General features: G+C 38.9%; 21 protein-coding genes. 8 read left to right on the top strand and 13 right to left on the bottom strand.

Going from position 1 to position 21,519, the window contains the following annotated elements; all coding sequences use genetic code 11:
* Window positions 1–114: 114 nt before the first annotated feature.
* The gene (locus tag BV902_RS14260; RefSeq protein WP_083663615.1) at window positions 115–426 is read right to left on the bottom strand and encodes a hypothetical protein; all 312 of its coding nucleotides are present in this window, start codon (window positions 424–426) and stop codon (window positions 115–117) included.
* Between the two features lie 222 nt (window positions 427–648).
* Between BV902_RS14260 and BV902_RS14255 the strand changes: the two genes are divergently transcribed.
* Both BV902_RS14255 and BV902_RS14250 read left to right on the top strand, forming a co-directional pair.
* Window positions 649–942, top strand: a complete 294-nt coding sequence (locus tag BV902_RS14255) for a hypothetical protein (protein WP_075992520.1) — start codon at window positions 649–651, stop codon at window positions 940–942.
* 43 nt (window positions 943–985) lie between these two features.
* Window positions 986–1,840 (top strand): hypothetical protein, encoded by an 855-nt coding sequence (locus BV902_RS14250; RefSeq protein ID WP_075992519.1) that lies wholly within the window; start codon window positions 986–988, stop codon window positions 1,838–1,840.
* 77 nt (window positions 1,841–1,917) lie between these two features.
* Here the strand turns inward: BV902_RS14250 and BV902_RS14245 are convergent, their stop codons facing one another.
* Window positions 1,918–2,271 carry a winged helix-turn-helix transcriptional regulator gene (locus BV902_RS14245; protein WP_075992518.1) on the bottom strand — a complete coding sequence of 118 codons (354 nt, stop codon included), beginning with the start codon at window positions 2,269–2,271 and terminating at the stop codon, window positions 1,918–1,920.
* 471 nt (window positions 2,272–2,742) lie between these two features.
* Here BV902_RS14245 and BV902_RS14240 point away from each other — a divergent pair, with 471 nt between their 5' ends.
* On the top strand, window positions 2,743–3,801 hold the full coding sequence (locus tag BV902_RS14240; RefSeq protein ID WP_237241632.1) for a metallophosphoesterase: 1,059 nt from the start codon (window positions 2,743–2,745) through the stop codon (window positions 3,799–3,801).
* A 76-nt stretch (window positions 3,802–3,877) separates the two neighbouring features.
* Here the strand turns inward: BV902_RS14240 and BV902_RS14235 are convergent, their stop codons facing one another.
* Window positions 3,878–4,270, bottom strand: coding sequence for a DoxX family protein (locus BV902_RS14235; RefSeq protein ID WP_237241631.1), 393 nt, complete (start codon window positions 4,268–4,270; stop codon window positions 3,878–3,880).
* Window positions 4,271–4,544: 274 nt separating this feature from the next.
* Between BV902_RS14235 and BV902_RS14230 the strand changes: the two genes are divergently transcribed.
* Window positions 4,545–5,078 carry an O-acetyl-ADP-ribose deacetylase gene (locus tag BV902_RS14230; RefSeq protein WP_075992515.1) on the top strand — a complete coding sequence of 178 codons (534 nt, stop codon included), beginning with the start codon at window positions 4,545–4,547 and terminating at the stop codon, window positions 5,076–5,078.
* 12 nt (window positions 5,079–5,090) lie between these two features.
* Here the strand turns inward: BV902_RS14230 and BV902_RS14225 are convergent, their stop codons facing one another.
* Complete coding sequence (locus BV902_RS14225) at window positions 5,091–5,564, bottom strand: hypothetical protein (protein WP_075992514.1); 474 nt, start codon at window positions 5,562–5,564, stop codon at window positions 5,091–5,093.
* A 598-nt stretch (window positions 5,565–6,162) separates the two neighbouring features.
* Between BV902_RS14225 and BV902_RS14220 the strand changes: the two genes are divergently transcribed.
* From BV902_RS14220 to BV902_RS14210, 3 genes are all read left to right on the top strand, one after another.
* Complete coding sequence (locus BV902_RS14220; protein WP_157626074.1) at window positions 6,163–6,540, top strand: hypothetical protein; 378 nt, start codon at window positions 6,163–6,165, stop codon at window positions 6,538–6,540.
* 107 nt (window positions 6,541–6,647) lie between these two features.
* On the top strand, window positions 6,648–11,045 hold the full coding sequence (locus tag BV902_RS14215; protein WP_075992512.1) for a CusA/CzcA family heavy metal efflux RND transporter: 4,398 nt from the start codon (window positions 6,648–6,650) through the stop codon (window positions 11,043–11,045).
* Window positions 11,038–12,189 (top strand): efflux RND transporter periplasmic adaptor subunit, encoded by a 1,152-nt coding sequence (locus BV902_RS14210; protein ID WP_075992511.1) that lies wholly within the window; start codon window positions 11,038–11,040, stop codon window positions 12,187–12,189. The genes BV902_RS14215 and BV902_RS14210 overlap by 8 nt, the downstream gene beginning before the upstream one ends.
* 238 nt (window positions 12,190–12,427) lie before the next feature.
* On the opposite strand, the gene BV902_RS14205 is transcribed toward BV902_RS14210, so the two are convergent.
* Both BV902_RS14205 and BV902_RS14200 read right to left on the bottom strand, forming a co-directional pair.
* Window positions 12,428–13,231 (bottom strand): DNA alkylation repair protein, encoded by an 804-nt coding sequence (locus tag BV902_RS14205; RefSeq protein ID WP_075992510.1) that lies wholly within the window; start codon window positions 13,229–13,231, stop codon window positions 12,428–12,430.
* The gene (locus BV902_RS14200; protein WP_075992509.1) at window positions 13,228–13,863 is read right to left on the bottom strand and encodes a peroxiredoxin-like family protein; all 636 of its coding nucleotides are present in this window, start codon (window positions 13,861–13,863) and stop codon (window positions 13,228–13,230) included. Before BV902_RS14200 ends, BV902_RS14205 begins: the two co-directional genes overlap by 4 nt.
* A 93-nt stretch (window positions 13,864–13,956) precedes the next feature.
* On the opposite strand from BV902_RS14200, the gene BV902_RS14195 reads away from it, so the two are divergent.
* The gene (locus BV902_RS14195; protein WP_075992508.1) at window positions 13,957–14,298 is read left to right on the top strand and encodes a winged helix-turn-helix transcriptional regulator; all 342 of its coding nucleotides are present in this window, start codon (window positions 13,957–13,959) and stop codon (window positions 14,296–14,298) included.
* 62 nt (window positions 14,299–14,360) lie between these two features.
* Here BV902_RS14195 and BV902_RS14190 read toward each other — a convergent pair whose 3' ends face one another.
* The 7 genes from BV902_RS14190 to BV902_RS14160 form a co-directional block, all read right to left on the bottom strand.
* A complete protein-coding gene (locus BV902_RS14190) occupies window positions 14,361–14,987 on the bottom strand; it encodes a class I SAM-dependent methyltransferase (protein ID WP_075992507.1) in 627 nt (208 codons plus the stop codon).
* Window positions 14,988–15,038: 51 nt separating this feature from the next.
* Complete coding sequence (locus BV902_RS14185; RefSeq protein ID WP_075994776.1) at window positions 15,039–15,842, bottom strand: penicillin-binding transpeptidase domain-containing protein; 804 nt, start codon at window positions 15,840–15,842, stop codon at window positions 15,039–15,041.
* A 327-nt stretch (window positions 15,843–16,169) separates the two neighbouring features.
* Entirely contained in the window at window positions 16,170–16,820 is a 651-nt protein-coding gene (locus BV902_RS14180) for an HD domain-containing protein (RefSeq protein ID WP_075992506.1), read from the bottom strand.
* A 96-nt stretch (window positions 16,821–16,916) separates the two neighbouring features.
* On the bottom strand, window positions 16,917–17,771 hold the full coding sequence (locus tag BV902_RS14175) for a helix-turn-helix domain-containing protein (protein WP_075992505.1): 855 nt from the start codon (window positions 17,769–17,771) through the stop codon (window positions 16,917–16,919).
* A gap of 39 nt (window positions 17,772–17,810) precedes the next feature.
* Window positions 17,811–19,331, bottom strand: a complete 1,521-nt coding sequence (gene eptA, locus BV902_RS14170; RefSeq protein WP_075992504.1) for a phosphoethanolamine--lipid A transferase EptA — start codon at window positions 19,329–19,331, stop codon at window positions 17,811–17,813.
* Window positions 19,318–20,151 carry a phosphatase PAP2 family protein gene (locus tag BV902_RS14165; RefSeq protein ID WP_075992503.1) on the bottom strand — a complete coding sequence of 278 codons (834 nt, stop codon included), beginning with the start codon at window positions 20,149–20,151 and terminating at the stop codon, window positions 19,318–19,320. Before BV902_RS14165 ends, eptA begins: the two co-directional genes overlap by 14 nt.
* 330 nt (window positions 20,152–20,481) lie before the next feature.
* Window positions 20,482–21,408, bottom strand: a complete 927-nt coding sequence (locus BV902_RS14160) for an NAD-dependent epimerase/dehydratase family protein (protein ID WP_075992502.1) — start codon at window positions 21,406–21,408, stop codon at window positions 20,482–20,484.
* Window positions 21,409–21,519 lie beyond the last annotated feature (111 nt).

Genomic DNA, 21,519 nt, shown 5'->3' with positions numbered 1-21,519 from the left:
TTCATCATCTAATATGTTTCGCGACCTCGTGTACTAATAATTTTAGAAACTCTATTTTCATCCTATATTAAAACATGGATAATTTCCGTCTATTACATGTAAGTTAAATCTTCTTTAAGCCACATTGTATATTTTGATCTCAGGATTATTGCTCATTAATGGTTTTAATGCGGGGAGGATGATATTGTTATATAATTCTGTTGACAAAAAGGCCGCTGCATGTTCAAAGGTATCAAATCCATATAATAGCTGTATGTCCTCATCGCTGATGAGTAACTCTTGTGTTTTAGCTCCCTTTATTTGCTCCGGAAATAAATCTTTAAATTTATTATAAGTACTCCCCAATTCTCCTCTATTGGAAGAATTCGCTTTTAACACAATTTGCAAATATGCTGTTGTCATTTGTTCCTTATTTTTATTGTCCATAATAGCTTAACTTTTTCCCTGACCTGATACGAATGTGGCTAAATTACGCTGTCCAAATCGCTCTAGAAACCGAACAACATACAACCTAAAATCGTTTTAAATAAATTAATTTACATTCATTATCATAGCGAACTTTAAGTAATCATAAACATATATATGGTATGCATGTTAAATAAAAAAGCGATCTTTGCAGACTAACATTAAGATAAAAACTATCAACACATGATATCTTTAAAAATAACGCTGTCAACAGTTCTTTTCTTATTGATGGCGGTCACTTGTAGTTCTCAGATTATTGACCGCGAACTAAAGGATCAGAAGCAAAAAACTCAAAAGGAATTTTTTAAATTTATTAGTGAAATAGAAAGTAAGTTATCGGATTCCACGCTAACGACTGAACAACAATTTGCATTGTTCGATCCAATTTTTGATTATGCCCATAGAGTGCACAGTAGTTTAACACAACTGCGCAAAAAGTATTTTCAAAAGATAACAGCCTCCCCCAGCTGTCCTTAACGCAATTAGGTTTGATGGAAATCCTTCCAAAGAATTGTCAAAAATGCTTGAAAATCCACAATTCACAACTGTGACATTATTGCAATGTTATCGTCCGCTTGAAATAGCCAGACTTATCAGTGGAATTATTCAACCTGTGATTTATCAGCAATCGAATACAGGAACAAACGAAGCCACAATAGCTTATACCTTTGGAAATCAAGTGTTCGCTAAACAATTAAAAGAGGATATTTGGCAAATTTGGTTAGTAAATAGGCTTTATATGCTTAGGTTTAACCTGAATCTACAAACTATGGTTATCGATCATTCGGAATATACGCTGCCCAATAAAGCGGAATATTTACAACTTCAGTTCCCGTTCGTAATTCAGAAGTCAGCCAATGAATTAGAGAAACTCTACCAAGAAATGGACGAAATACGCTGGAACAGCTATTCATTAACAGGTATACAGGAAGTCAGTCCTCAAGAATGGCAAGATATTATTGATAAGCGATTATCGGTTTTTTACCTAAAAAATCAGTCTCGTTTCATTAAAGTTCAAAATGAAATACTTAAAGAAACTGGGAAGGGAAACGATTTAGGTGCAAATTGGCAGGAACTAAAACTATCTCCTGATGAAAATTTAATGGTAGAACAAACATTAAAAAGTAATATACTTCAACCCGACGAAGCTGCACAGCAGCTATTTTCATTTTCAAATGGCATTATCCCTTTTAATCAAGATATTGACGAAATTGGAAAAAATGCAATGTCAGGGTTCTTACACTATATAGTTGGCCATGAAAAAGACCAGGTGTGGAAAATTAGATCTTTAGGCTATTCCATTGCCTTCGAATATACCTGGGATCTAAAACAAGGTCGATTTTCTGAAATAAAAATCTTTAAGAGACAATCATAGTGTAAATTTCCATTGCGCCCACACTAATCTTTTTTGATTTAGGTATTGATAAAAAATTACAGGAAACAACGTTGCCGTTACGTTATCATTTTATGCTTGGCGCCCCATTTTTCCAACTGACACCAAATAGGGATAAGTTCTGCCGCAATCTCAGTCAATTGATATTCCACTCGGGGGGGCACTTCTGCATACGCAATCCTTTTAACAAGTCCTTGCTTTTCCAATTCTTTGAGCTGCAAGGTGAGCATGCGATCGGTAATCCCTGTAATCAATTGTTTAATTTCACCAAACCGCAACTTTCCATGCTGCAATTTAGCAAGTATCAGCAGCTTCCATCGGCCGCCGATTTTGCATATAGCATATGCTAAATCACATTCAATAATATACTGTTCATTAATCCTATTTGTCGAATTTTCTTTTCGTTTTCCCATGATTTAAAATTTCTTTAATAGCGTACAATCCGTTGCAAATAGGGCCAAATTTAAAACTTCTACCCTACATCTGTAACACCACATTCGTCAATAATATGACACAAAACAAGAGGAGGTTATAGGCTCTAAAGCGTAATAGTCTTTACTATGAAAATAATTTAACAATGAAATTATGATTACGGAAAAAAACACCTATTTTAGGTTTTGTAATCCAATTATTTATTCCAGATATGCCTGGTCCAAATTAGTTAAACTTCGAATATGCTCCAACAGTTCTATGCTTATCTAAAAATTTTAATGCTATTCATTTTTTTAGATCTATTAATCTTCTTAAGAATTCGGACATTGTCAATTTGGAAATTCAATCCAAAGCTACTAAACATAGTCTGGTGGTCTGTCAGTATACTTTCCTATCTGTGCATATTTCTTAATTTATTTTTTAAATGGACTAGTTTTGAATCTGCCTGTTTCGTGTTTTTTACGCTTTCGTTGCTATTTGGTAAGATAATCTGTCTTTTCTTTATCGGTATTGATACTATTGTATATACGTTCAAAATAATTAACAGACGTTTTAAAAAAACTAAATCTTCGCCGAAACAGGCTGGAAATTTACCGCCTATAAAAAGATCAGATTTTATAGTCAAAAGCGGTCTTCTGCTAGCCAGTGTTCCCATTCTTGCACTTACACGTGGATTTGCCTTCAATTTGTATAAATATCAGGTCAACCACCTCGATTTAATCTTACCTAAGTTACCGAAATCATTTGAAGGAATTACTATAGCGCAAATTTCCGATATACATGCAGGTAGTCTATTTAATTCAACTGCTGTAAAAAAAGGGATCGACCTCTTGTTAGCACAGAAGCCTGACATCGTCTTTTTTACAGGGGATCTAGTCAATGATTTTGCTGCCGAAATGGAGGACTATTTATCCATATTTGATAAAGTGAAGGCCCCATTAGGCACATTCTCTATACTTGGAAACCACGATTATGGAGATTATCATTTTAACAGATATCATTTCTTTGATCAAATGAACTTGACCAAGGAAAAAAATCTTTCAAATCTCAAATCCATTCATCAAAAACTAGGCTGGCAACTACTTCTCAATGAATCGAAAGAACTGATACTGAATAACGAAAAGATTACCATTATAGGCGTCGAAAATTGGGGAACAAATAATCCCAAAAATTATGGGAATATCGATTTGGCCATGTCTAAAGTAGATAAATCTTCGCCCATCAACTTAATGCTTTCACACGATCCCTCCCATTGGCGCGCGGAGATCATACCCAAATATCCCACAATCGACGTCACTTTCAGTGGACACACACATGGGGGACAATTCGGCTATAATAGCCCGAATTATCAGTGGAGTCCAGTGAAATATGCTTACCGTGAATGGGCCGGCCTATACCGTGAAAAGCATCAGGCACTGTACGTAAATGTTGGATTCGGTTATCTGGATTATCCAAGCCGAGTTGGGATAATACCGGAAATCACCATATTTCATCTAAAGAGTAAAGGTTAAAGCATTAAATACTGTCACTGATGAATCCATAATACAGTGTATATTTTCGGTTAACTCATTAAATTCATCACAGGTTTCAACACGATTTCAAATCAAATTTCCTATCGGCTGGTCTGAAATACCAAGAAGTAGCAATTAGAATAATATATAATAGTGCCGGAGCCATTAAAGCGAAAGAATCTCCCGATGCAATATGTGAATACAAAGCACTAGTAGCGGTAAAGAAAATACCCGCATATGCCCATTCTTTCCAGAGAGGCCTTTTAGGCCAAAGCAAGGCAACCACGGCTAAAAGCTTCCAGATCCCAAGTAAAGGAAGTATATAACTAGGATATCCCAAATGAGTAACATTTTGTATCCCACCTGCTCCTTCCGTTTGAATTTTAAAAATCTGTATGATAGCAGTTGACAATAATCCTACAGCCAACCATACGGTCGCTATCCAATAAATTATCCTATTTCTTTTCATAATACTATGATTTACTTATTATACTGTTAATTACTTCACGTTAATAGTCACCTCTCCTATCTTCAACACTGGGTCTTCTTCTTATTTCCTAAAATAAGCTAGTTCTATTACCGACCGCTCCTTGTTATGTAGTTATTTGACTATAAATATAAGTGTAGCTATTTAACTACACAATATTTTTTTACCTGAGACATTAACTTCAATGGCTATCCCCCTAATACAGTGATTAGACCTGCTATTTTATTTTTCATATCTTTGAATTAAGATTAATCTTATGTCACATAATACCGATAAAATAACCGTAGTAAAGGGCGATATAACAAAAATTGCAGTCGATGTTATTGTAAATGCTGCCAACACGTCGTTACTTGGAGGTGGAGGTGCAGATGGCGCTATTCATCGCGCCGGTGGGCCGGAAATTCTGGAAGGATGCCGTAACATTGTGGCTAAACAAGGAGGCTGCAAGGTCGGCGAAGCCGTCATTACAACTGCAGGCAAGCTAGCCGCTAAATATGTAATTCATACAGTTGGCCCTGTGTGGAATGGAGGGAAAAATCACGAAATTGAAAAATTAGAAAGCTGTTATTATAATGCGCTCAGATTAGCTGTAAAAAATGGTTGCCATTCGATTGCCTTTCCCAATATCAGTACAGGGATTTACAGATTCCCGAAAGAACTAGCTGCTCAAATATCCATCCGCGTCATTACGCAGTTTCTGATGGCGGATACAACACTTACGCAAGTCAAAATAGTATGTTTTGACGATGATAACTTCCGGCTGATCAATCAACTAGTAATGCAAGCCTAGGGGAAAATTATCCTAGTCAGTTTCAAATTCCCATATACATTCATAGGAAGGAACAGACTTTTCGATGTGCGGAAATTGCAGTTTTTTGAGCTCCTTAATATTCTCGAAATCTTTATTTAAAAGCAAATATATACCTGTGTTCTTACTGATTTCTCCCAATATTTCTGGAGTGATCTCTCTTTCTCGACTGTTGGCAGATATGATCATTTTCACAATTTGCTTTCCTGATGAAGTTATATACTGGTTCAACTTATAGGGCCCCGGAATACCATCATTTTCATGAGATTGTCCTGCCAATACGTCATTGATATAGATAGCATAGTCTACATTTCTTATTTCATGATAGAGAAAGTATGATTTTACGACCGAGGCTATTCCGCTTTGAGATATTTCAGCAACCTCATCATTTCCCCCATCTTCATCCCTATTGTTACACGACATAAACAACACAACACAGTAGACAGCAATGACGATAATTTTTTTCATTTCGTATTTTCTCCTTATTTTTAAACTGCAGCAATATTCCTTTGACAAAGTTTAGAAGCCAATATGACCAACAAGTTAATACCCCAATTTAAGGCCTTAGAACATGAGATTGCGGATGGCTATACAGTTTATTAAGATACAAATTAGTCAGAACAAAAAGGAGGTAAACAAACAAATATGGCCATCTTTTTAAAATTTCTTTATAAGTCATTAGAATTCACGATATTTAAAAAAATAAACACCCTACCAGTATCTGTTTAAAACATTGGTTATCAAATATCTGGGTAACCTTTTTTTGCAAGAAGCTGTCATGAAGATGTCTCCCCCCATTACGTCATATTGAACAATACCCAAACACAGCTTGAATATTGTTCGACGGTCATTTAAATACTATAATGCACAAACGATTACAATAAAGCGACAAAAACGCACAAAGCAGTAAAACAGTGCCCGATTGGCTCACCTAGAATTATACTCGGCCATCCGAAATCAGCTCACTATGACATCGTTTCAAAGAACGCTCTCCTTCCCCGATCGATCTGCATAATAAGTGATAGTTTTGTTGCGAAATTGATTGAACAACTGTATTTTTACAACGGTGAAAAGATTTTTTCTTTACATATTTCTATTTTTGGTCATTGGAGAATCAACGATGCTGTCCCAGCTGGCGAAACTGCCCAAGCTGTATCAGCATTTTACAATCCATAATGAGATAGGTCCGCCCATAACCTTTGTGGAATTTCTTTCCATGCATTATTGGGGCCAGGATCTGCCTGACAACGATGAGCAGGAAGACATGAAACTGCCCTTCAAAAAATACGATTTAACAGCATTTTCATTTGTCTTTGTATCCAACTATAAGATTCATTATGTTAGGCCGCATCAAGTCGCAGTGGATAGTGCTTTTGGTTTGCCTAAACCGAATAATTATTCCCGATCATATATTTCCGCATTATTCCGCCCGCCTCAAGTCTAATTTATATTAAATCAGCATGTTAAAACAACCTGATTTTTCAAGTTGCAGGTCTTTTTTTGTCCCAAAATGAGGTTTGCACGATTTCTTATAATTTAGATTTTACTAAAATGCTTAATAGAATAATACAATTCTCAGTTCGAAACAAACTGGCAATTGGTCTGTTTATATTGGTATGGGTCGGCTATGGCATCTACCAATTGACCAAGTTGCCTATCGATGCCGTACCAGATATTACGAACAATCAAGTTCAAGTTATCACGACCGCACCCTCTCTTGGTGCCGAAGACGTTGAGCGCCTTATCACCTTTCCCGTGGAATTGGCTGTCAGCAATGTTCCCGAAATCAAGGAAAGTCGAAGTATGTCGCGGTTCGGTCTATCTTTAATAACCATCGTATTTGAAGATGGCACCGATATCTACTGGGCGAGACAGCAAGTCACAGAGCGTCTCGCACAAATTGAAATAAACAAAAATGCAAGTACTCCTACACTCGCTCCCGTCACTACAGGACTTGGTGAAATCTACCAATATGTCCTCAAACCTCAAAAAGGTTATGAACAGACCTATTCGCTGGCAGACTTGCGCACCATTCAGGACTGGACTGTACGCCGTCAACTTCTCGGAACTCCCGGAGTTGCAGATGTTGCTACATTTGGTGGAGAACTCAAACAATATGAGGTTGCAGTAAACCCATCCAAGCTGAAAGCCTTGAATATCAGTATAATCGATATCTTTACGGCACTCGAAAACAACAACCAGAATACAGGCGGAGCTTATATCGAAAAAGGCCCCGCAGTATTATATATCCGAAGTGTTGGCTTGACAAAATCCATAGCCGACATCAATAAAATTGTGGTCAAAGATAATGGTGGCGTACCGATCCTCATCCATCACGTTGCCGAAGTCAGGTTGGGCTCAGCGATTCGTTATGGCGCACTGACTATGGCAGGACAAGGCGAGGTCTGCGGTGGTATTGTCATGATGCTCAAAGGTGGAAACTCTTCGGATGTGATCAAAATCGTCAAAGATAAAGTCGATCAAATTCAGAAAACACTTCCCAAAGGAGTCCTTATTGAGCCCTTCCTCGACCGCACGAAAATGGTAAACAACGCCATTGGAACCGTAGAACACAATCTCTTGGAAGGAGCTCTCATTGTCATACTGGTTCTTGTGCTGTTCCTAGGTAATCTGAGGGCAGGTTTAATTGTTGCTTCGGTCATCCCGCTATCCCTACTCTTTGCCATCAGCATGATGAACACATTTGGCGTCAGTGGCAACCTAATGAGTTTAGGAGCACTGGACTTTGGTTTAATTGTCGATGGGGCTGTTATCATTGTTGAAGCCATCCTGCACCATATTCATTTTTCAAAAAAATATAAGGGCATCGACAGTTTATCCCAACAGGAAATGGACCAGGAAGTGACTTCTTCAGCTTCCAGAATGATGAATGCCGCAGTTTTTGGACAAATTATTATCTTGATCGTCTACTTGCCCATTCTTTCGCTTACTGGAATCGAAGGGAAAATGTTTAAACCGATGGCTCAAACGGTAGCATTCGCTATTCTAGGCGCTTTCATTCTATCTTTGACCTATGTACCAATGATAAGCTCACTTGTGGTGAGCAAGAAGCTCAATCATAAACCCAATATTTCGGATCGGATTATGACCCGTCTCGAGCGGGGTTATCAGAATGCACTCACTGGTGCACTTGCTATCCGTAAAATACTCGTTGCCATCACAATTGCACTTTTCGCTATTTCAATCGTTGTATTTTCAAAAATGGGCGGTGAATTTATACCCCAATTGGAGGAAGGTGACTTTGCTGTAGAGACAAGGCTGCTCGTTGGTACCAATCTATCGACAACGATAAATGCAATTGATCGGGTTTCAGAAGCCTTAAAAAATCGTTATTCTGAAGTTGAAAAAATCGTGTCGCGGATCGGAAGCGCAGAAATACCAACAGATCCAATGCCTATTGAAGGAGGTGATATGATCATTGTCTTAAAACCAAAGTCGGAATGGAAAAATGCTAAATCATTTGTGGAGCTGGCTGGTAAAATGTCGGCAACAGCACAGGAAGTTATGCCCGGGATAACGACAGGCTTTCAATTCCCTGTTCAAATGCGTTTTAATGAATTAATGACGGGCGCAAAACAAGATGTCGTGTGCAAGATTTATGGAGAAGACCTCGATAAATTGGCAAACTATGCGCAGCAATTGGGCGATATTGCCAAAACAGTAAAAGGAACTGCAGACTGGTACATCGAATCAGTCACGGGAATGCCCCAGATTGTCATAGACTACAACCGGGATGAGATTGCAAAATATGGTCTCGATATCGCTTCCATCAATCGTACTGTTAATTCGGCTTTTGCAGGAGCTTCCGCAGGCAAGATCTATGAAGGTGAAAAAAGCTTCGATCTTGTTGTGCGCGTAGGTAATGAAGGTCGCCGTAATATTGAAGATGTCAGGAATCTACAGGTAACGACCGCCAAAGGGATACAGATTCCACTTAGCCAGATTGCAGATATTGATGAAGTGGAGGGCCCTAATCAGATCCAGCGAGAAAATGCGCGGCGCCGTATTATCTTGGGCTTCAATGTCAGGGGGCGTGATGTGCAAAGCATCGTGGAGGAACTGCAGCAAAAGGTTGCTGCGCAGCTTAAAATGGATACAGGCTACACATTGACTTATGGTGGTACATTTGAAAATCTGCAACAGGCCAAGGCCCGCTTGAGCATTGCTGTGCCCATTGCCCTGCTATTAATTTTTGGTATGCTTTACTTTGCATTTTCGTCGTTAAAAGATGGCGCCTTGATCTACACTGCAATTCCCCTGTCGGCGATTGGAGGTGTTTTTGCCCTGGCACTTCGGGGGATGCCCTTTAGTATCTCGGCAGGCATTGGTTTCATTGCGCTATTTGGTGTTGCCGTTTTAAATGGCATTGTCTTGATCTCGGAGTTTAACCGTATTAAAAAGGAAGGGATTATTACCGACATGCAGGAACTGATCATGATGGGCACTCGCAATCGTCTCCGACCGGTACTGATGACCGCCGCCGTGGCGTCCTTGGGATTCTTACCAATGGCATTGAGCAATGGTGCAGGTGCTGAAGTACAACGTCCACTGGCAACAGTTGTTATTGGCGGTTTAATCTCAGCAACATTTCTAACCCTCTTTGTTTTGCCCGCATTATATCTGTTGTTTAATAAATCAGACAAAGCCCTTAGCAAACCAAATTCGGCTGTAACCAAAATAGTCCTTTTGGTTCTCTTGTCTTGTTCCTTTTTTCAGGAGGGTAAGATTTCGGCACAGACGATCAACAGCACACAGCATATATCTTTAGCGCAGGCCATACAGCGGGCAGAGCATAATAGTCCGCGTATCCAACAGCTCAGGATCAATGAACAAGCTAAGGAAAAATTGGCCAAAACCGGATTCGACCCTTCTAAATTAGCTATTTCAGGCGATTACGGTCATGTGAATAGTGCGTATACCGATAATCGCATCGGTATCAGCCAAACGGTTAGTTTTCCTGCTGTTTATAAAAAACAGACAGCAGTCTTAAAAAACGAGCTCTCATTGGCGCATGAATCTACCAAGTTTAATCTCCTGGAGATTCGAACCGCCGTTAAGAGCCTGTATTTCGATTATCTGGCAATGGGCAAACGAAAGGAGCTCTTGTTACGCGCAGATAGTCTGTATCGTATTTTTGAAGCAAAGACAAGCAAACGCTTTGAAGTTGGCGCGGCAAATATCCTGGAGCAAACCGCAGCCCAAACACAGCGTCAAGAAATCAATAATCAATTAAAGCTGCTTCAAAAAGATCTGAACATCACCCTGAACAGATTCAATTTCTTATTGCAGGACAGCATTCGTTACATCCCAGCCTCCGACACAATTAAATATCAAGAAGTTATGTCGATTCACCCGGACTTATCCAGTCAGGCTGAAGCACTTCCGGCCTATAAGATTGCGCAACTTCAGACACAGACAGCGCATGCTCAATGGCAACTGGAGCGTTCAAAGCTGCTTCCTGAAATTACAATAGGATATAATAGTCAAACGTTGCAGGGGGTACAAACCTTCCGTGGTCAGGAGGTATTGTATCGTTCGTCCGACCGTTTGAGCTACTTCAGCGCCGGCATCAGTGTACCCCTATTTTTTGGAGCGCAGTCCAATCGAATAAACGCGGCAAAACTCGCATGGAAAGGTCAATTGAAAGAACTTGAATACGTAAAAAGTGAATTGAAGACAGAATCAAACAATGCCATCGAGCAGGTTGAGAAGTATAAAGAAGTACTAAAATATTATGAAGATCGTGGATTAAAGCATGCAGATACAATTTTTGTAACAGCCGACAAGCAATTCGTCAATGGCGAAATAGACTACCTACAATGGGTCATTCTTGTCAACCAAGCCATTGCCATACAAAGCGAATACATCAATACATTAAACAGTTACAATCAAGCAGCCATCCAATTAAGTAAGTTATACAATGAATAAATCGTTAAAAAACACAGCATACAGTTTGATCCTTTTTTCCTTCGTTGCCTGTGCTCAAGGAGAAAACACCGAAAACAACAAGCCAGCGCCCGTAGCAGATTCTGCACTTGCAGCGCAAAGTGTTCAACTTGAACCCAAACAGATTGCAGCAGCCGGTATTGTAATCGGACCCCCTACAATCGAAAATGTCAGTGGCAAAATTACATTACAGGGCCATGTCGCTGTTGCGCCGGAAAGCACTGTGAGCCTAAGTTTTCCCATTGGTGGCTATATTAAATCGACGACTATGCTCCCTGGAAAACCTGTGCGAAAAGGTCAGGTATTGGCAACTATCGAAGATATGCAGTTTATCCAGCTCCAACAGGACTATTTGACTGCACAGACAAATTATGTGCTCGCCGAAACAGAATATAAAAGACAATACGAGCTCAATCAAAGCAAGGCAAGCAGCGACAAGGTGTTCCAGCAGGCCAAAGCAGATATGGATCGTGAGCGTATCCTAATTCACTCATTGGCGGAAAAATTGCGTCTTATCGGAATCGAGCCGAAGAAACTAACGACGACAAGTATCAAAAAAGACGTACCTATATTGTCTCCAACCAATGGTTTTATCACCAAAGTGAATGTCAGTGTTGGAAAATATACTGCTCCCACAGATATCCTATTTGAGATTGTTAATCCATCAGACATGTATCTTTCCCTACAGCTGTTCGAAAAAGATCTGGCTAAAGTCAAGATAGGAAATACCGTTTCTGCATATGCCAATACGGAAGTCGCTCGAAAAATTCCGGCCGCAGTCTTTCTTGTCAACCGCACTTTTGATGAAAATAGAATGGCCGAAGTGCTATGCCGTTTTCAAAAATCCGATGCTATTTTGACCCCTGGGATGTTCATGAATGCCGATCTTCATATCAATAACACCAAGGCAATGGTTGTACCAGAAGAGGCTATCGTACGTTGGCAAAATAAATATTTTGTATTTGTACAACATAGCGCTGGTTCATTTCAAATGAATGAGGTAAAATTAGGTATCCAAGAGAACGGAAAACAGCAGATTCAGGCCGATAACATTCAACCGAACACACAATTAGCACTAAAAAATGCTTTCGCGTTACTAATGAAAGCACAGAATAAGGAAGAGTAAAATCATACGTATCGAATAAATCATTTAAGTGATAGCCGCCATTTATCGTTCTTTTAAGAACAATAAATGCGGCTTTTAATTTCGGATAAGCCGATCATCCATCTAAACTGCTTTAGTTAAAGTACGCAAACTCAGATTTATTGCCGTAAACTGAGGTCAAATGTCGCTTAAGAAACTGAGGTCAAATGTCACTCAAGCGGGCGATCATCATTTTTTGTTCGATAACTACCGGACATATTTATTTCAGGATAGTTCGAAGTGCTTTTCGAATGATGTATTGCGTTTCCTTGGTATCGCTTTCCTGTTCCCAGCGATTACAAAGTGCCTTAACAAAACCGGGTTGGCTTTTGCTTGCGTCATTCAGCCAATTTCCAACACTATCCTGAACATATTTTGAAGGGTCAGATTTTAGCGGTTCTAAAATAGACAAGGCTAGACTTGGCTCCTGCTTCAAGCGATCGATGTGCTTACACCATACGCCTCTCGGTCGGGTTGCCTCCGAAGCAAAACGTCTCAAATTTTCATCCTTCTCCACCGTCCATAAACTCAGACCGGCAATACTCCTTTCCAAGTCCAAAGCTATCCTATTACGTATCGCCATCCAGCTGATTTCTCGCACCCCAAAATGCCGATCTGCAGCAAAAGGACGCATTGACAACAGTAATTTCTCAATTTCAAGCTGCTTATCATCTCCGACCGTGTAGGTTGCCCAGCAACGCACGAGATCTGCAGTATGATTGGATAGTATTGTCAGGAAGGTATTATCACGATATTGTGTGATCAAATCGAGCAGCGCCCGCCCGATCGTTTCATTGATGGAATTTACCGTCGGTTTCTGTAACTGATCAAGCAGCGCTAAGATTGGTTTCAAGTAATGAATGCGTCCATTTTGCTGAAGGATATACTCGAGTAAAAACCGTTGGTCAACAGCGAGCCACTCCATAAGATTTGCAGTTTCAATTTCTCCGCGGTTCAGACTGGCCAGGCAATCTATCGAAATATCCGCTATCCGTCTTGCTCCTTTACGTTGTATTTTACTCATAGCTGTGCTATTAACTCTTCGATATTAAGTCTATTCATATAGTTGACATCCATAAATCGATAAGATATTGTATAATCAGGATCGATCACAAAAACAGCAGGGACCGGCAGTCTGTTGCTGTCATTACCATTGTAGGCGGACAAGTTGATTCCCAAGCGATCATAGCTTGAAATGGCATAATCCTGAAGTTCAAATGAGATGCCAACACTGATTGCCAACGTATTATCTTCGTCAAACAACAATTCGAAATCCAAATTGTTGTCCGTCAGAAGTGCTTCGCTAAATTTAGGCACTTGTGGCGAAATTGCAAGAAGAGTGGCTTCAAAAGCATTAAAATGAGTCAAATTCTGTTGTAAAGCTCTTAACTCGAGATTACAGTAGGGACACCAGCTACCGCGGAAAAAGGCCACAATGACCTTTCCTTTCTTCAGAAGTTTTCCCAGCTCAATTTCTTCACGCTTCGAATTCACCAAACTAAAATCAGGGAACTTGTCCCCTATCTGCAGGCTCTTTTCGGTTAGATCCTCAGACTGTAGATCCTGAATCGATCTGCCAAATATTTCCTTTATTTCGCGAGGAAGAGTTGCTAAATTCGCATTTAATTTAGCAATTTCGTATTCTAAATTTTTCATGATGCTGTATGTTATTTCTGCAAAGTTTTAAAAGTAAATGCACAATCACAATACCGCATTTTATTATCCCTATGGGACAAAAAAGTCAATTTTATGCGTATAACAGAGAAAGCAATAAAACAAAAAATATGTCCATTGGAATTTGCCGTCAATGCGATTAGTGGGAAATGGAAAATTCCGATTGTATGGCGTATCAATGAAGGGGAAAAACGCCCAAGTGAAATGCTTCGTGGTATTGCAAAAGTTGATAGACGAGTGCTAAACCAACAATTGGGTGAAATGGTCAATGATGGCATTCTAATCAAACAATCTTTCCATGAGCTTCCTCCAAGAGTGGAGTATTCATTGACCCCCTTAGGGAAAAGTTTAGTGGAAGTACTCTGGAAATTGAATGCTTGGGGAGAACTTTTATTGGAAAATTCCAATAAAAGTTAGCACAAACGGGCAGATTCGATCGACACAGCGATGCTCTATTGCGAGAGAAGTATTCGACCCTGCTATAACAGCTCTTTGCGAAAACTGCAAAACACAAAACGCTGTTTGGTGTCGAAGGGTGTTATATGGTCAATATCTATACATTCAATTTTCCTAAAATATGTCTGGAACAAATCGCTTATCGATTGTGCTGAATATTGTTTAATTGTAATGCCACTGCATTTCGTTGGTCCCTGTTCAGAAAAGGTTCCAACAACCAAAATACCTCCCACTGCAATTGCTTGATCTGCGATTTCGATGTAGCGTTCAATCTCCTGGCGAGCAGTCAAAAAATGAAATGTGGCCCTATCATGCCAAAAATCATATGGTGTATCGGGAACGAAGTCCAAGATATCCGAAACAATCCATTTGACTTTAGTCGCTTGATCCCCTAATCGCTTCTTCGCTCTTTCAATGGCAGCGCTGGAAATATCCAATACGGTAATATCTTCAAATCCTGCTTTTAATAAGAAATCAACCAGGAAACTGTCACCACCACCTATATCAATAATTTTAGCCTTTTTTGGGAGACTAGATTGATTTATAAAATGTAGTGATACTTCTGGGGTAGGCTGATACCAGCTAACTGATTCCAGCGGCTTATTTTCGTATATTTCTTCCCAATGCTTTTTTCGATTAAAATTTTCCATCTGTCTATTGTCCTGATAAAATTTATTGACTGATAACCATCAACCTTGGTGTTAGGGCAAAATCTTTAGATCCTTAAAAATTTTCCGTGTAATCGTCTTCCGGCAGCTCGAGAAATCAGGGCTGTTGAACTTCCGGTCCTGAATAAGTCGCGTTGCGAAGAAATAAACATTTTCCTTTTGTTCAACATAGCCTATCCACCATCCGGTGTTGATCTGATTGGCCATTGTCCAGCCCGTTTTAGACCGAACCGTATAGTCCGCGTTTTGTTCCGAAATCATGACACCTTTAACAATATCCATATTTCTTTTTGAAAATGGCAAATTTCCATCATAAAGCTTTTTCAAAAATTCAACCTGATTAATTGGTGAGATGCCCATTGGACCAAAATTCCAGAAGTCGGGACCTGATTCGGAAAGGTCCACATTCCCGTAGTTACAGGCTTTGAGATACTTCAGATAGACAGAACGATCAATTTTCTTCGCTAACTCAATAAATGCCCAACCTGCAGACACGGTAAATGCCTCTTTTACACTGATATTTTTATAAATATCTGGTCGGTAGCCATATTTTAAGGTATCTGTTGATCCCGGCCATGGAACAATGCTATTTTCATCTTTGATCGTCTTCGTTTCCAAGGCAATCAACATATTTATAATCTTAAAAGTTGATGCAGGTAATGTTGCAACTTGTGTGTCCGATGTATCGGACAAAATCCAAGCACCTTTGTTATTGTCATAAAGCGCAACAGCGCCCTTAACATGACACTCATCAAAATATTTTTGAAAGTCAGATCTAATGATCTTCTTTTCAGGATTTCGAGCTTGGGCCAACAAGTCAAACGAAATCAACGTCATTGTTATAAACAAAATCGATTTGAAAACCATCCGATAAATACTATTTAAAACCATACGTTGATACCATTAAAATAAAAAGCCATTGTACAAATTGAAACTTGAAAACTGTACTAGAGCCTTTATAAAGTTAAGACATAAATTTAACGATTTTCAAATATCCAATACATGATATACATACAAGATGTGCTTTAGCTCGGTTAGAAGTCAGTCGTCGATTATTGGGATAGTATTGAATAGGAGAAAATAGCGCGGGACTATCGCTAAAGCAAGATAGTCCCGAAAGCTATGTGATCCGAACTTGTTATTCAGACCTCGGACTTAGACTTACTATTCAGACCAAGGCGAATGAAGAATACAATCGCAAAAGTTCTTTCGCTCAAAATTAGGGATCATAAAAGCGCACACATCTGCCTTTATATTGCCAAATGTGGTTTCTGTCTTATGCTCAAAACCTTCAAAAAAAGTCGGGATAATTTTCTTTTTAAAATTATCCCTTGGAAAGGCTTGAACAATCTCTTCTCTATTTTTGGCACTTAAATGCGCATAGCCCTCACCCATCACATCAAGCCCAACGCCCGAGTACATCAGGGCAACTTCATTTTCTTTGTGTTCAGCAATTCCTATGCTTGTATGGAGTGCTATGGTATCCCATACGAGCTGTAATTTCGTCGACTCTACACCATGGCTTTTTAGAAAGTCTCGGGCGGCATTAGCGCCATCCACTTCAAAACGAAGATCTGCACTGCTGTAATGCGATACTAAGCCCAAATCATGAAATACGGAAGCTACATACAACAATTCACTGTCGTAGACCAAATTTTTGCGTTTTGCATTCAAAGATGAAAATAGGAAGACACGCAACGAATGGTTGTAGATAAATTCAGTACCATGTTCCAATAGTAATGCTGTCGCTTGCGTTGCGATTTTACTGTCCGGAATAACAATGCCGGCCACTTTTTTTAGATGATTTACTGCCATAACTTTAAGATATTTAGGACAAAGTTATGATGGCAACAGCCCCATAGGAATAGCAATAAGTACGTTTGAAATGTCAAAATTTACCGTGTGCAACTTTCAATCTGCATCAACAAATTGATTACGGTAGTTCAGGGGAGACAGTTTTGTATTCTTTTTAAAAAAATGACTAAATTGTTCTGCCGAATTAAAATTAAGTGCATAGGCGATTTCTTTCACTGTTATCGCACTAAACTGCAGCAATCGTTTCGCTTCTGCTATGAGCTGCCCATTAATGATCTCCTTCGCCTTAATCCCGCTACATCGTTTACAAAGTTCGCTTAATCTTCGCGCTGAAATATGAAGCATTTTGGCATACTCCGACACGGCATGATATTGATCAAACTGTGCACTGAGCATTTCCATAAATTTGCGATACAAGATGTAATCCTGACTATCGGAAGTTGCTTCCGCGGTCAGTTTAACGTTCGCAAGTTTAATCATAATAATTTTCAAAAACGCCGCAAGAGCATCCATCTGATTGATATACCGGGGACCACAATATTCTGACAACAGTGCATTGAATAGAAATAACAGCTCTACTACTTCGGTAGTATTAGGCTTCAGATATGGATTTGCACTGGTGTTATTGAACAATACAGCTTTACAGTTACTTGCGCTCGGAGGTGTCTTTTGCCAAAAACAATCCCCAAAGGAAATGGAAAAACCCATTACCGAAGTCTGATCTGAAAAAGCATAGATCTGTCCCTTGGATAAGAGAAAAATGCTATTGTCATGTAGCTCAAATACATTATTATCAATAGAAAGATAGCCGGCACCGGTTTCGACAAAAAAAATACGATGATAGATCAGTCTATTAAATGTTTCATGATCGTTAAGGTGGTAATCTATCCGTTTTATAGAAAAAGAATCATCTATTACAGGTTCAATTATAATCTTCTTAGCTGATTTCATACTGTAAAATCAATAAACCTTGACAATCGCTATTGCTCGCTATTTGAAAATATCCATATTCTCATCATAGATAGGGCTCTTCATATCCAGAAATTTCAGCACACTATGAAATACATGATTTTGGGTCAAGGTTTTATTTGGTTTCAACTGTTTTGAATGATCAGACACCCAGACGATAAAAGGAATCTCGTATTGCTCTTTTGGTGCAATGCTCATCGGCAGTCCGTGCATATACAGGTTATTTTCCCCCAGTGATTCTCCATGATCCGAGACGAACAACATGGCACTGTTATATTCCTTCAATTGTTTTAGATCCTCAATAAGATTATGCAAAATATAATCTGTATAAACAACCGTGTTATCATAAGCATTTATCAATTCTTCTTTAGAACAGTTCCCTAACTCAACACTATTGCAGACAGGCTTAAACTGTTCGAATTGAGCAGGATATTTCTTGCTATATGTTGGTCCATGGCTTGTACTTGTGTGGAGCACAACAAAAATCTTGTCTTTTTTACTGGATGATATCCGCTCCTTTAGACCTGTTAAAAGTACCTCATCGTAAGCACATCCTTCACCTTTACAGGTTGTAGCAAGTTGATCACTTGTTTCATATTCTTTAATATGTACAGGCGGCTCCCCCCAATTACTCGTTCGCCAGATCACATCGACATCATTTCTGTAAAGGTAATTTGGCAGGATTTCGTACAAATCATCCGTATTTTTATGTTCCAATATACATTTTACTCCAGCTGTCGTATAGGTAGAACAAGAAGTTGCGTCAAAATGATAAAGATTGGGTGTCTTGGAAAGCAGAGGATTTGTATTCTTCTGGTAGCCATACAACGAAAAATTATCCCTTCGAGCAGATTCACCTATAACAAGTACAACTACTGTCTTTTTGTGGTCAGTTATTGTCGCATCCGGCAATAGAATCTCTTTCTTATTTTTTTGATATTCATGAATATAAAAGCGCGAAATATTGACGGTATAAGACCAAGGCATGGCAAGTGCACCCAAAGTCTTCGAATTCTTATCGATCCACAACCAATTAGTCGCATTGGCAAATATTAAAATAACAATAAATAATAACGAAAGTGAGGAAGTGATAAAAAACTTTCTTGGTTTATCCTTTACTATTTTAGCTTTAATGATGAAGATACTAGGTATAATACCAAGAAACACGAGATAGACGATCAGTTTCAGTGAAAAGAAACCGCTGGACTCTGAATATCGGGTATTCAAGATATTACCGATCATTGTTTCATCCAAAATAACGCTGTATGTGTTAACAAAATAAACGGCGACTGAATTGATCAGAAAGAACAAAACAAGTATGGATTTCCCAAAGCGACGGGACGCCGAAAAAAATAGATAAAGTACAAAAGCATTCATCACCAGCATCAGAACCATTAAGCTACCGATCAGAACAATACCCCCAAAACTCCTGTAATCAACATTATTAAAAACAAAAGTATAAAATGGAAAATGGAAGAATATAAAATTCAACACACTCATGAAAAGGACAAAATGAACTAATTTTAAGCTATTTTTTAGCATAAACGGTAATGATTTTATAAAGTGTACTAATTAAGCAGATAAATGTAAAATAAAATATTAGCAAATTATCATTAATTATTCTATTGATCAATACAATACTGAAAACGAGGAACAATAATATGAAAATTGGATAATATCGTTTGTTGTTGATCCAGTTCCATATTTTAAATTCCCTGCTAAAAAAAATTCCGAACAGCCCCGAAAGATATCCTATAATACAGCCACTGAGCACGTCCAAAGGATAGTGTGCCCCCAATGCGACGCGAGATAAAGCAAGCATTAACCCAATAAATGTTAAACCTAAAAACCACATTATTTTATAACTTAATCGTTGCGGCATAAAAGCATACATGATAACAGTCAACGTTGTAAATATCGTGATGGAATGGCCAGAAGGCAAGCTATTGTTCCCAAGAAGCATCTTACCGGTAATCAAAAAACTAGTATGATTAAATACTGCTGCGGGTCGTGGCACAGCAAATAGTACTTTTAAAAGGATCGAAAAGAAAGCAGAAATTAGAGATGATGATATTAACGCCTCCCATAATTTAGGACCATAGCGCAGAAAGACACTCAAAAGCGAGAGACTGATTAAACAATCTCCAAACTGTGTAAAATTGGACTCAAGATTTGGATATTGCCCCAGATAAGCATTTATCGCGAAAAAGCTACTCTTCTGAATGACGGTATAGCCATATACATTCAATGCATGATTAAAATATAGAAATAGAATGAGCAGAGCTAACAGGATTGTAGGTAGAAAGAACAACGATTTTCTAAGCCTAGCATAATTATGGATTATCGTCGAATTAATATTCATCTCGCACGCGTCTTTTTAAACGCGTAAAGAACGGAACGAATTCTGTAGAAATTTAGAATTTACAAATGCAGCGTAGGTTTTCTTATTCCGTGCCCATTATTGATTCACTTGCCCCTCAAAAAAGCTTTATCATAAAAGAAAACCGATATTCAACGTATTTTGCTTCATCTCAGAGCACAAGGCTGAAGTTCGGTTTCCTTATCTTACAGTTTTCCCAGCAGCTGTGAAAAAGCGCTGATGACCAAAGTTGGCTCCTTAAGCATAATATTATGACCAGATGCGGTTGTCGTCAGGTGAACGAAGTCGCTTACACTCTCATTTATGCATAGGTTAAAACTTGTCTTGCTGAATCTGTTCGATTCCTTGCTCGTAAGAAGTAACCTCAAATTCAGGAAATCTATTTCTAAACTTTGAATCATCAAATAGATTATTGTGTTCGTATCGTGTAAGAAGTTCCAAAAGCTCCTTTAACCGTTTATTGAACAAAGCTCCTATTTTAAAGATAAATTTGGGAACAACAGTATATTTGAACTCCTTACCGTAAATGTCTGCTGCCATTCTGATAAATTCCCGGTATATGGGATGCCCTTTATCCACGGGCAAATGCCAGGTCTGTCCATAGGTATCGAGTGTATTTCCGATAAGTGCAGTTGCTCGACTTGCGTCGGGAGTCCAAATCAGACTTCGTTTCTTATCAACACGTAAAGGCACTTTCAGTTTTTTATCCGCTTTGATATTATCAAAAATTAGGGTATTGGTAATGCTTTGTGTTTTGCCAGGACCATAAAATTCAGGTGCTCGACAAATAACGGCTTCAAGCTGGCCCGATGCTATCTCAGCAAGTACCATTTCTGCCATGTTCCGCCTCACTTTCCCCTTTCTTCCGACAGGAGCAAAGGTACTTTCCTCCGTCAAAACACGATCGTCTTGAGGATACATATATGTATTATCAAAAAAAACAAGCTTAGTACCGTTGATCTTGCAGGCATCAATCACATGACGAAGAATAGCTGGAAACTGTTCCTCCCATAGATCCGAACTTATAGGAAGCCCTAAAGTGAAATAGGCAATATTACTCCCCTTCACCGCCTCGAATGCCTGTTCACGGATCGATAGATCCGCGGAAAAAACTTCGTCAGTATCATTTACTTTTTTTGCGTTTCGACTGACTATGCGTATAGCAGAAGTAAAATTTCGCTTTAGCTCGCGCGCCAGTTCTTCTCCAATTTGTCCATTGGCACCCAATATCGTCTGCATAATATTCCTTTTTCTATGTTATGACCACCTGATACCAATATATTGATATTTGTTCAATTTACCGCACCGTTGCGGTTCAATACCGAATAACTCCCGACCTCAACTTTGCTC

It is taken from the genome of Sphingobacterium sp. B29 (assembly GCF_001952815.1).
Taxonomy (GTDB): Bacteria; Bacteroidota; Bacteroidia; order Sphingobacteriales; family Sphingobacteriaceae; genus Sphingobacterium; species Sphingobacterium siyangense.
This window is presented reverse-complemented; position numbering and strand designations above follow the sequence as displayed.

Bases quoted from the DNA above. Each gene is read 5' to 3' on its own strand.
- BV902_RS14260 (WP_083663615.1), bottom strand. From the start codon at position 426: ATGGACAATAAAAATAAGGAACAAATGACAACAGCATATTTGCAAATT.
- BV902_RS14255 (WP_075992520.1), top strand. From the start codon at position 649: ATGATATCTTTAAAAATAACGCTGTCAACAGTTCTTTTCTTATTGATG.
- BV902_RS14250 (WP_075992519.1), top strand. From the start codon at position 986: ATGCTTGAAAATCCACAATTCACAACTGTGACATTATTGCAATGTTAT.
- BV902_RS14245 (WP_075992518.1), bottom strand. From the start codon at position 2,271: ATGGGAAAACGAAAAGAAAATTCGACAAATAGGATTAATGAACAGTAT.
- BV902_RS14235 (WP_237241631.1), bottom strand. From the start codon at position 4,270: ATGAAAAGAAATAGGATAATTTATTGGATAGCGACCGTATGGTTGGCT.
- BV902_RS14230 (WP_075992515.1), top strand. From the start codon at position 4,545: ATGTCACATAATACCGATAAAATAACCGTAGTAAAGGGCGATATAACA.
- BV902_RS14225 (WP_075992514.1), bottom strand. From the start codon at position 5,564: ATGAAAAAAATTATCGTCATTGCTGTCTACTGTGTTGTGTTGTTTATG.
- BV902_RS14215 (WP_075992512.1), top strand. From the start codon at position 6,648: ATGCTTAATAGAATAATACAATTCTCAGTTCGAAACAAACTGGCAATT.
- BV902_RS14210 (WP_075992511.1), top strand. From the start codon at position 11,038: ATGAATAAATCGTTAAAAAACACAGCATACAGTTTGATCCTTTTTTCC.
- BV902_RS14205 (WP_075992510.1), bottom strand. From the start codon at position 13,231: ATGAGTAAAATACAACGTAAAGGAGCAAGACGGATAGCGGATATTTCG.
- BV902_RS14200 (WP_075992509.1), bottom strand. From the start codon at position 13,863: ATGAAAAATTTAGAATACGAAATTGCTAAATTAAATGCGAATTTAGCA.
- BV902_RS14195 (WP_075992508.1), top strand. From the start codon at position 13,957: ATGCGTATAACAGAGAAAGCAATAAAACAAAAAATATGTCCATTGGAA.
- BV902_RS14190 (WP_075992507.1), bottom strand. From the start codon at position 14,987: ATGGAAAATTTTAATCGAAAAAAGCATTGGGAAGAAATATACGAAAAT.
- BV902_RS14185 (WP_075994776.1), bottom strand. From the start codon at position 15,842: ATGACGTTGATTTCGTTTGACTTGTTGGCCCAAGCTCGAAATCCTGAA.
- BV902_RS14180 (WP_075992506.1), bottom strand. From the start codon at position 16,820: ATGGCAGTAAATCATCTAAAAAAAGTGGCCGGCATTGTTATTCCGGAC.
- BV902_RS14175 (WP_075992505.1), bottom strand. From the start codon at position 17,771: ATGAAATCAGCTAAGAAGATTATAATTGAACCTGTAATAGATGATTCT.
- eptA (WP_075992504.1), bottom strand. From the start codon at position 19,331: ATGCTAAAAAATAGCTTAAAATTAGTTCATTTTGTCCTTTTCATGAGT.
- BV902_RS14165 (WP_075992503.1), bottom strand. From the start codon at position 20,151: ATGAATATTAATTCGACGATAATCCATAATTATGCTAGGCTTAGAAAA.
- BV902_RS14160 (WP_075992502.1), bottom strand. From the start codon at position 21,408: ATGCAGACGATATTGGGTGCCAATGGACAAATTGGAGAAGAACTGGCG.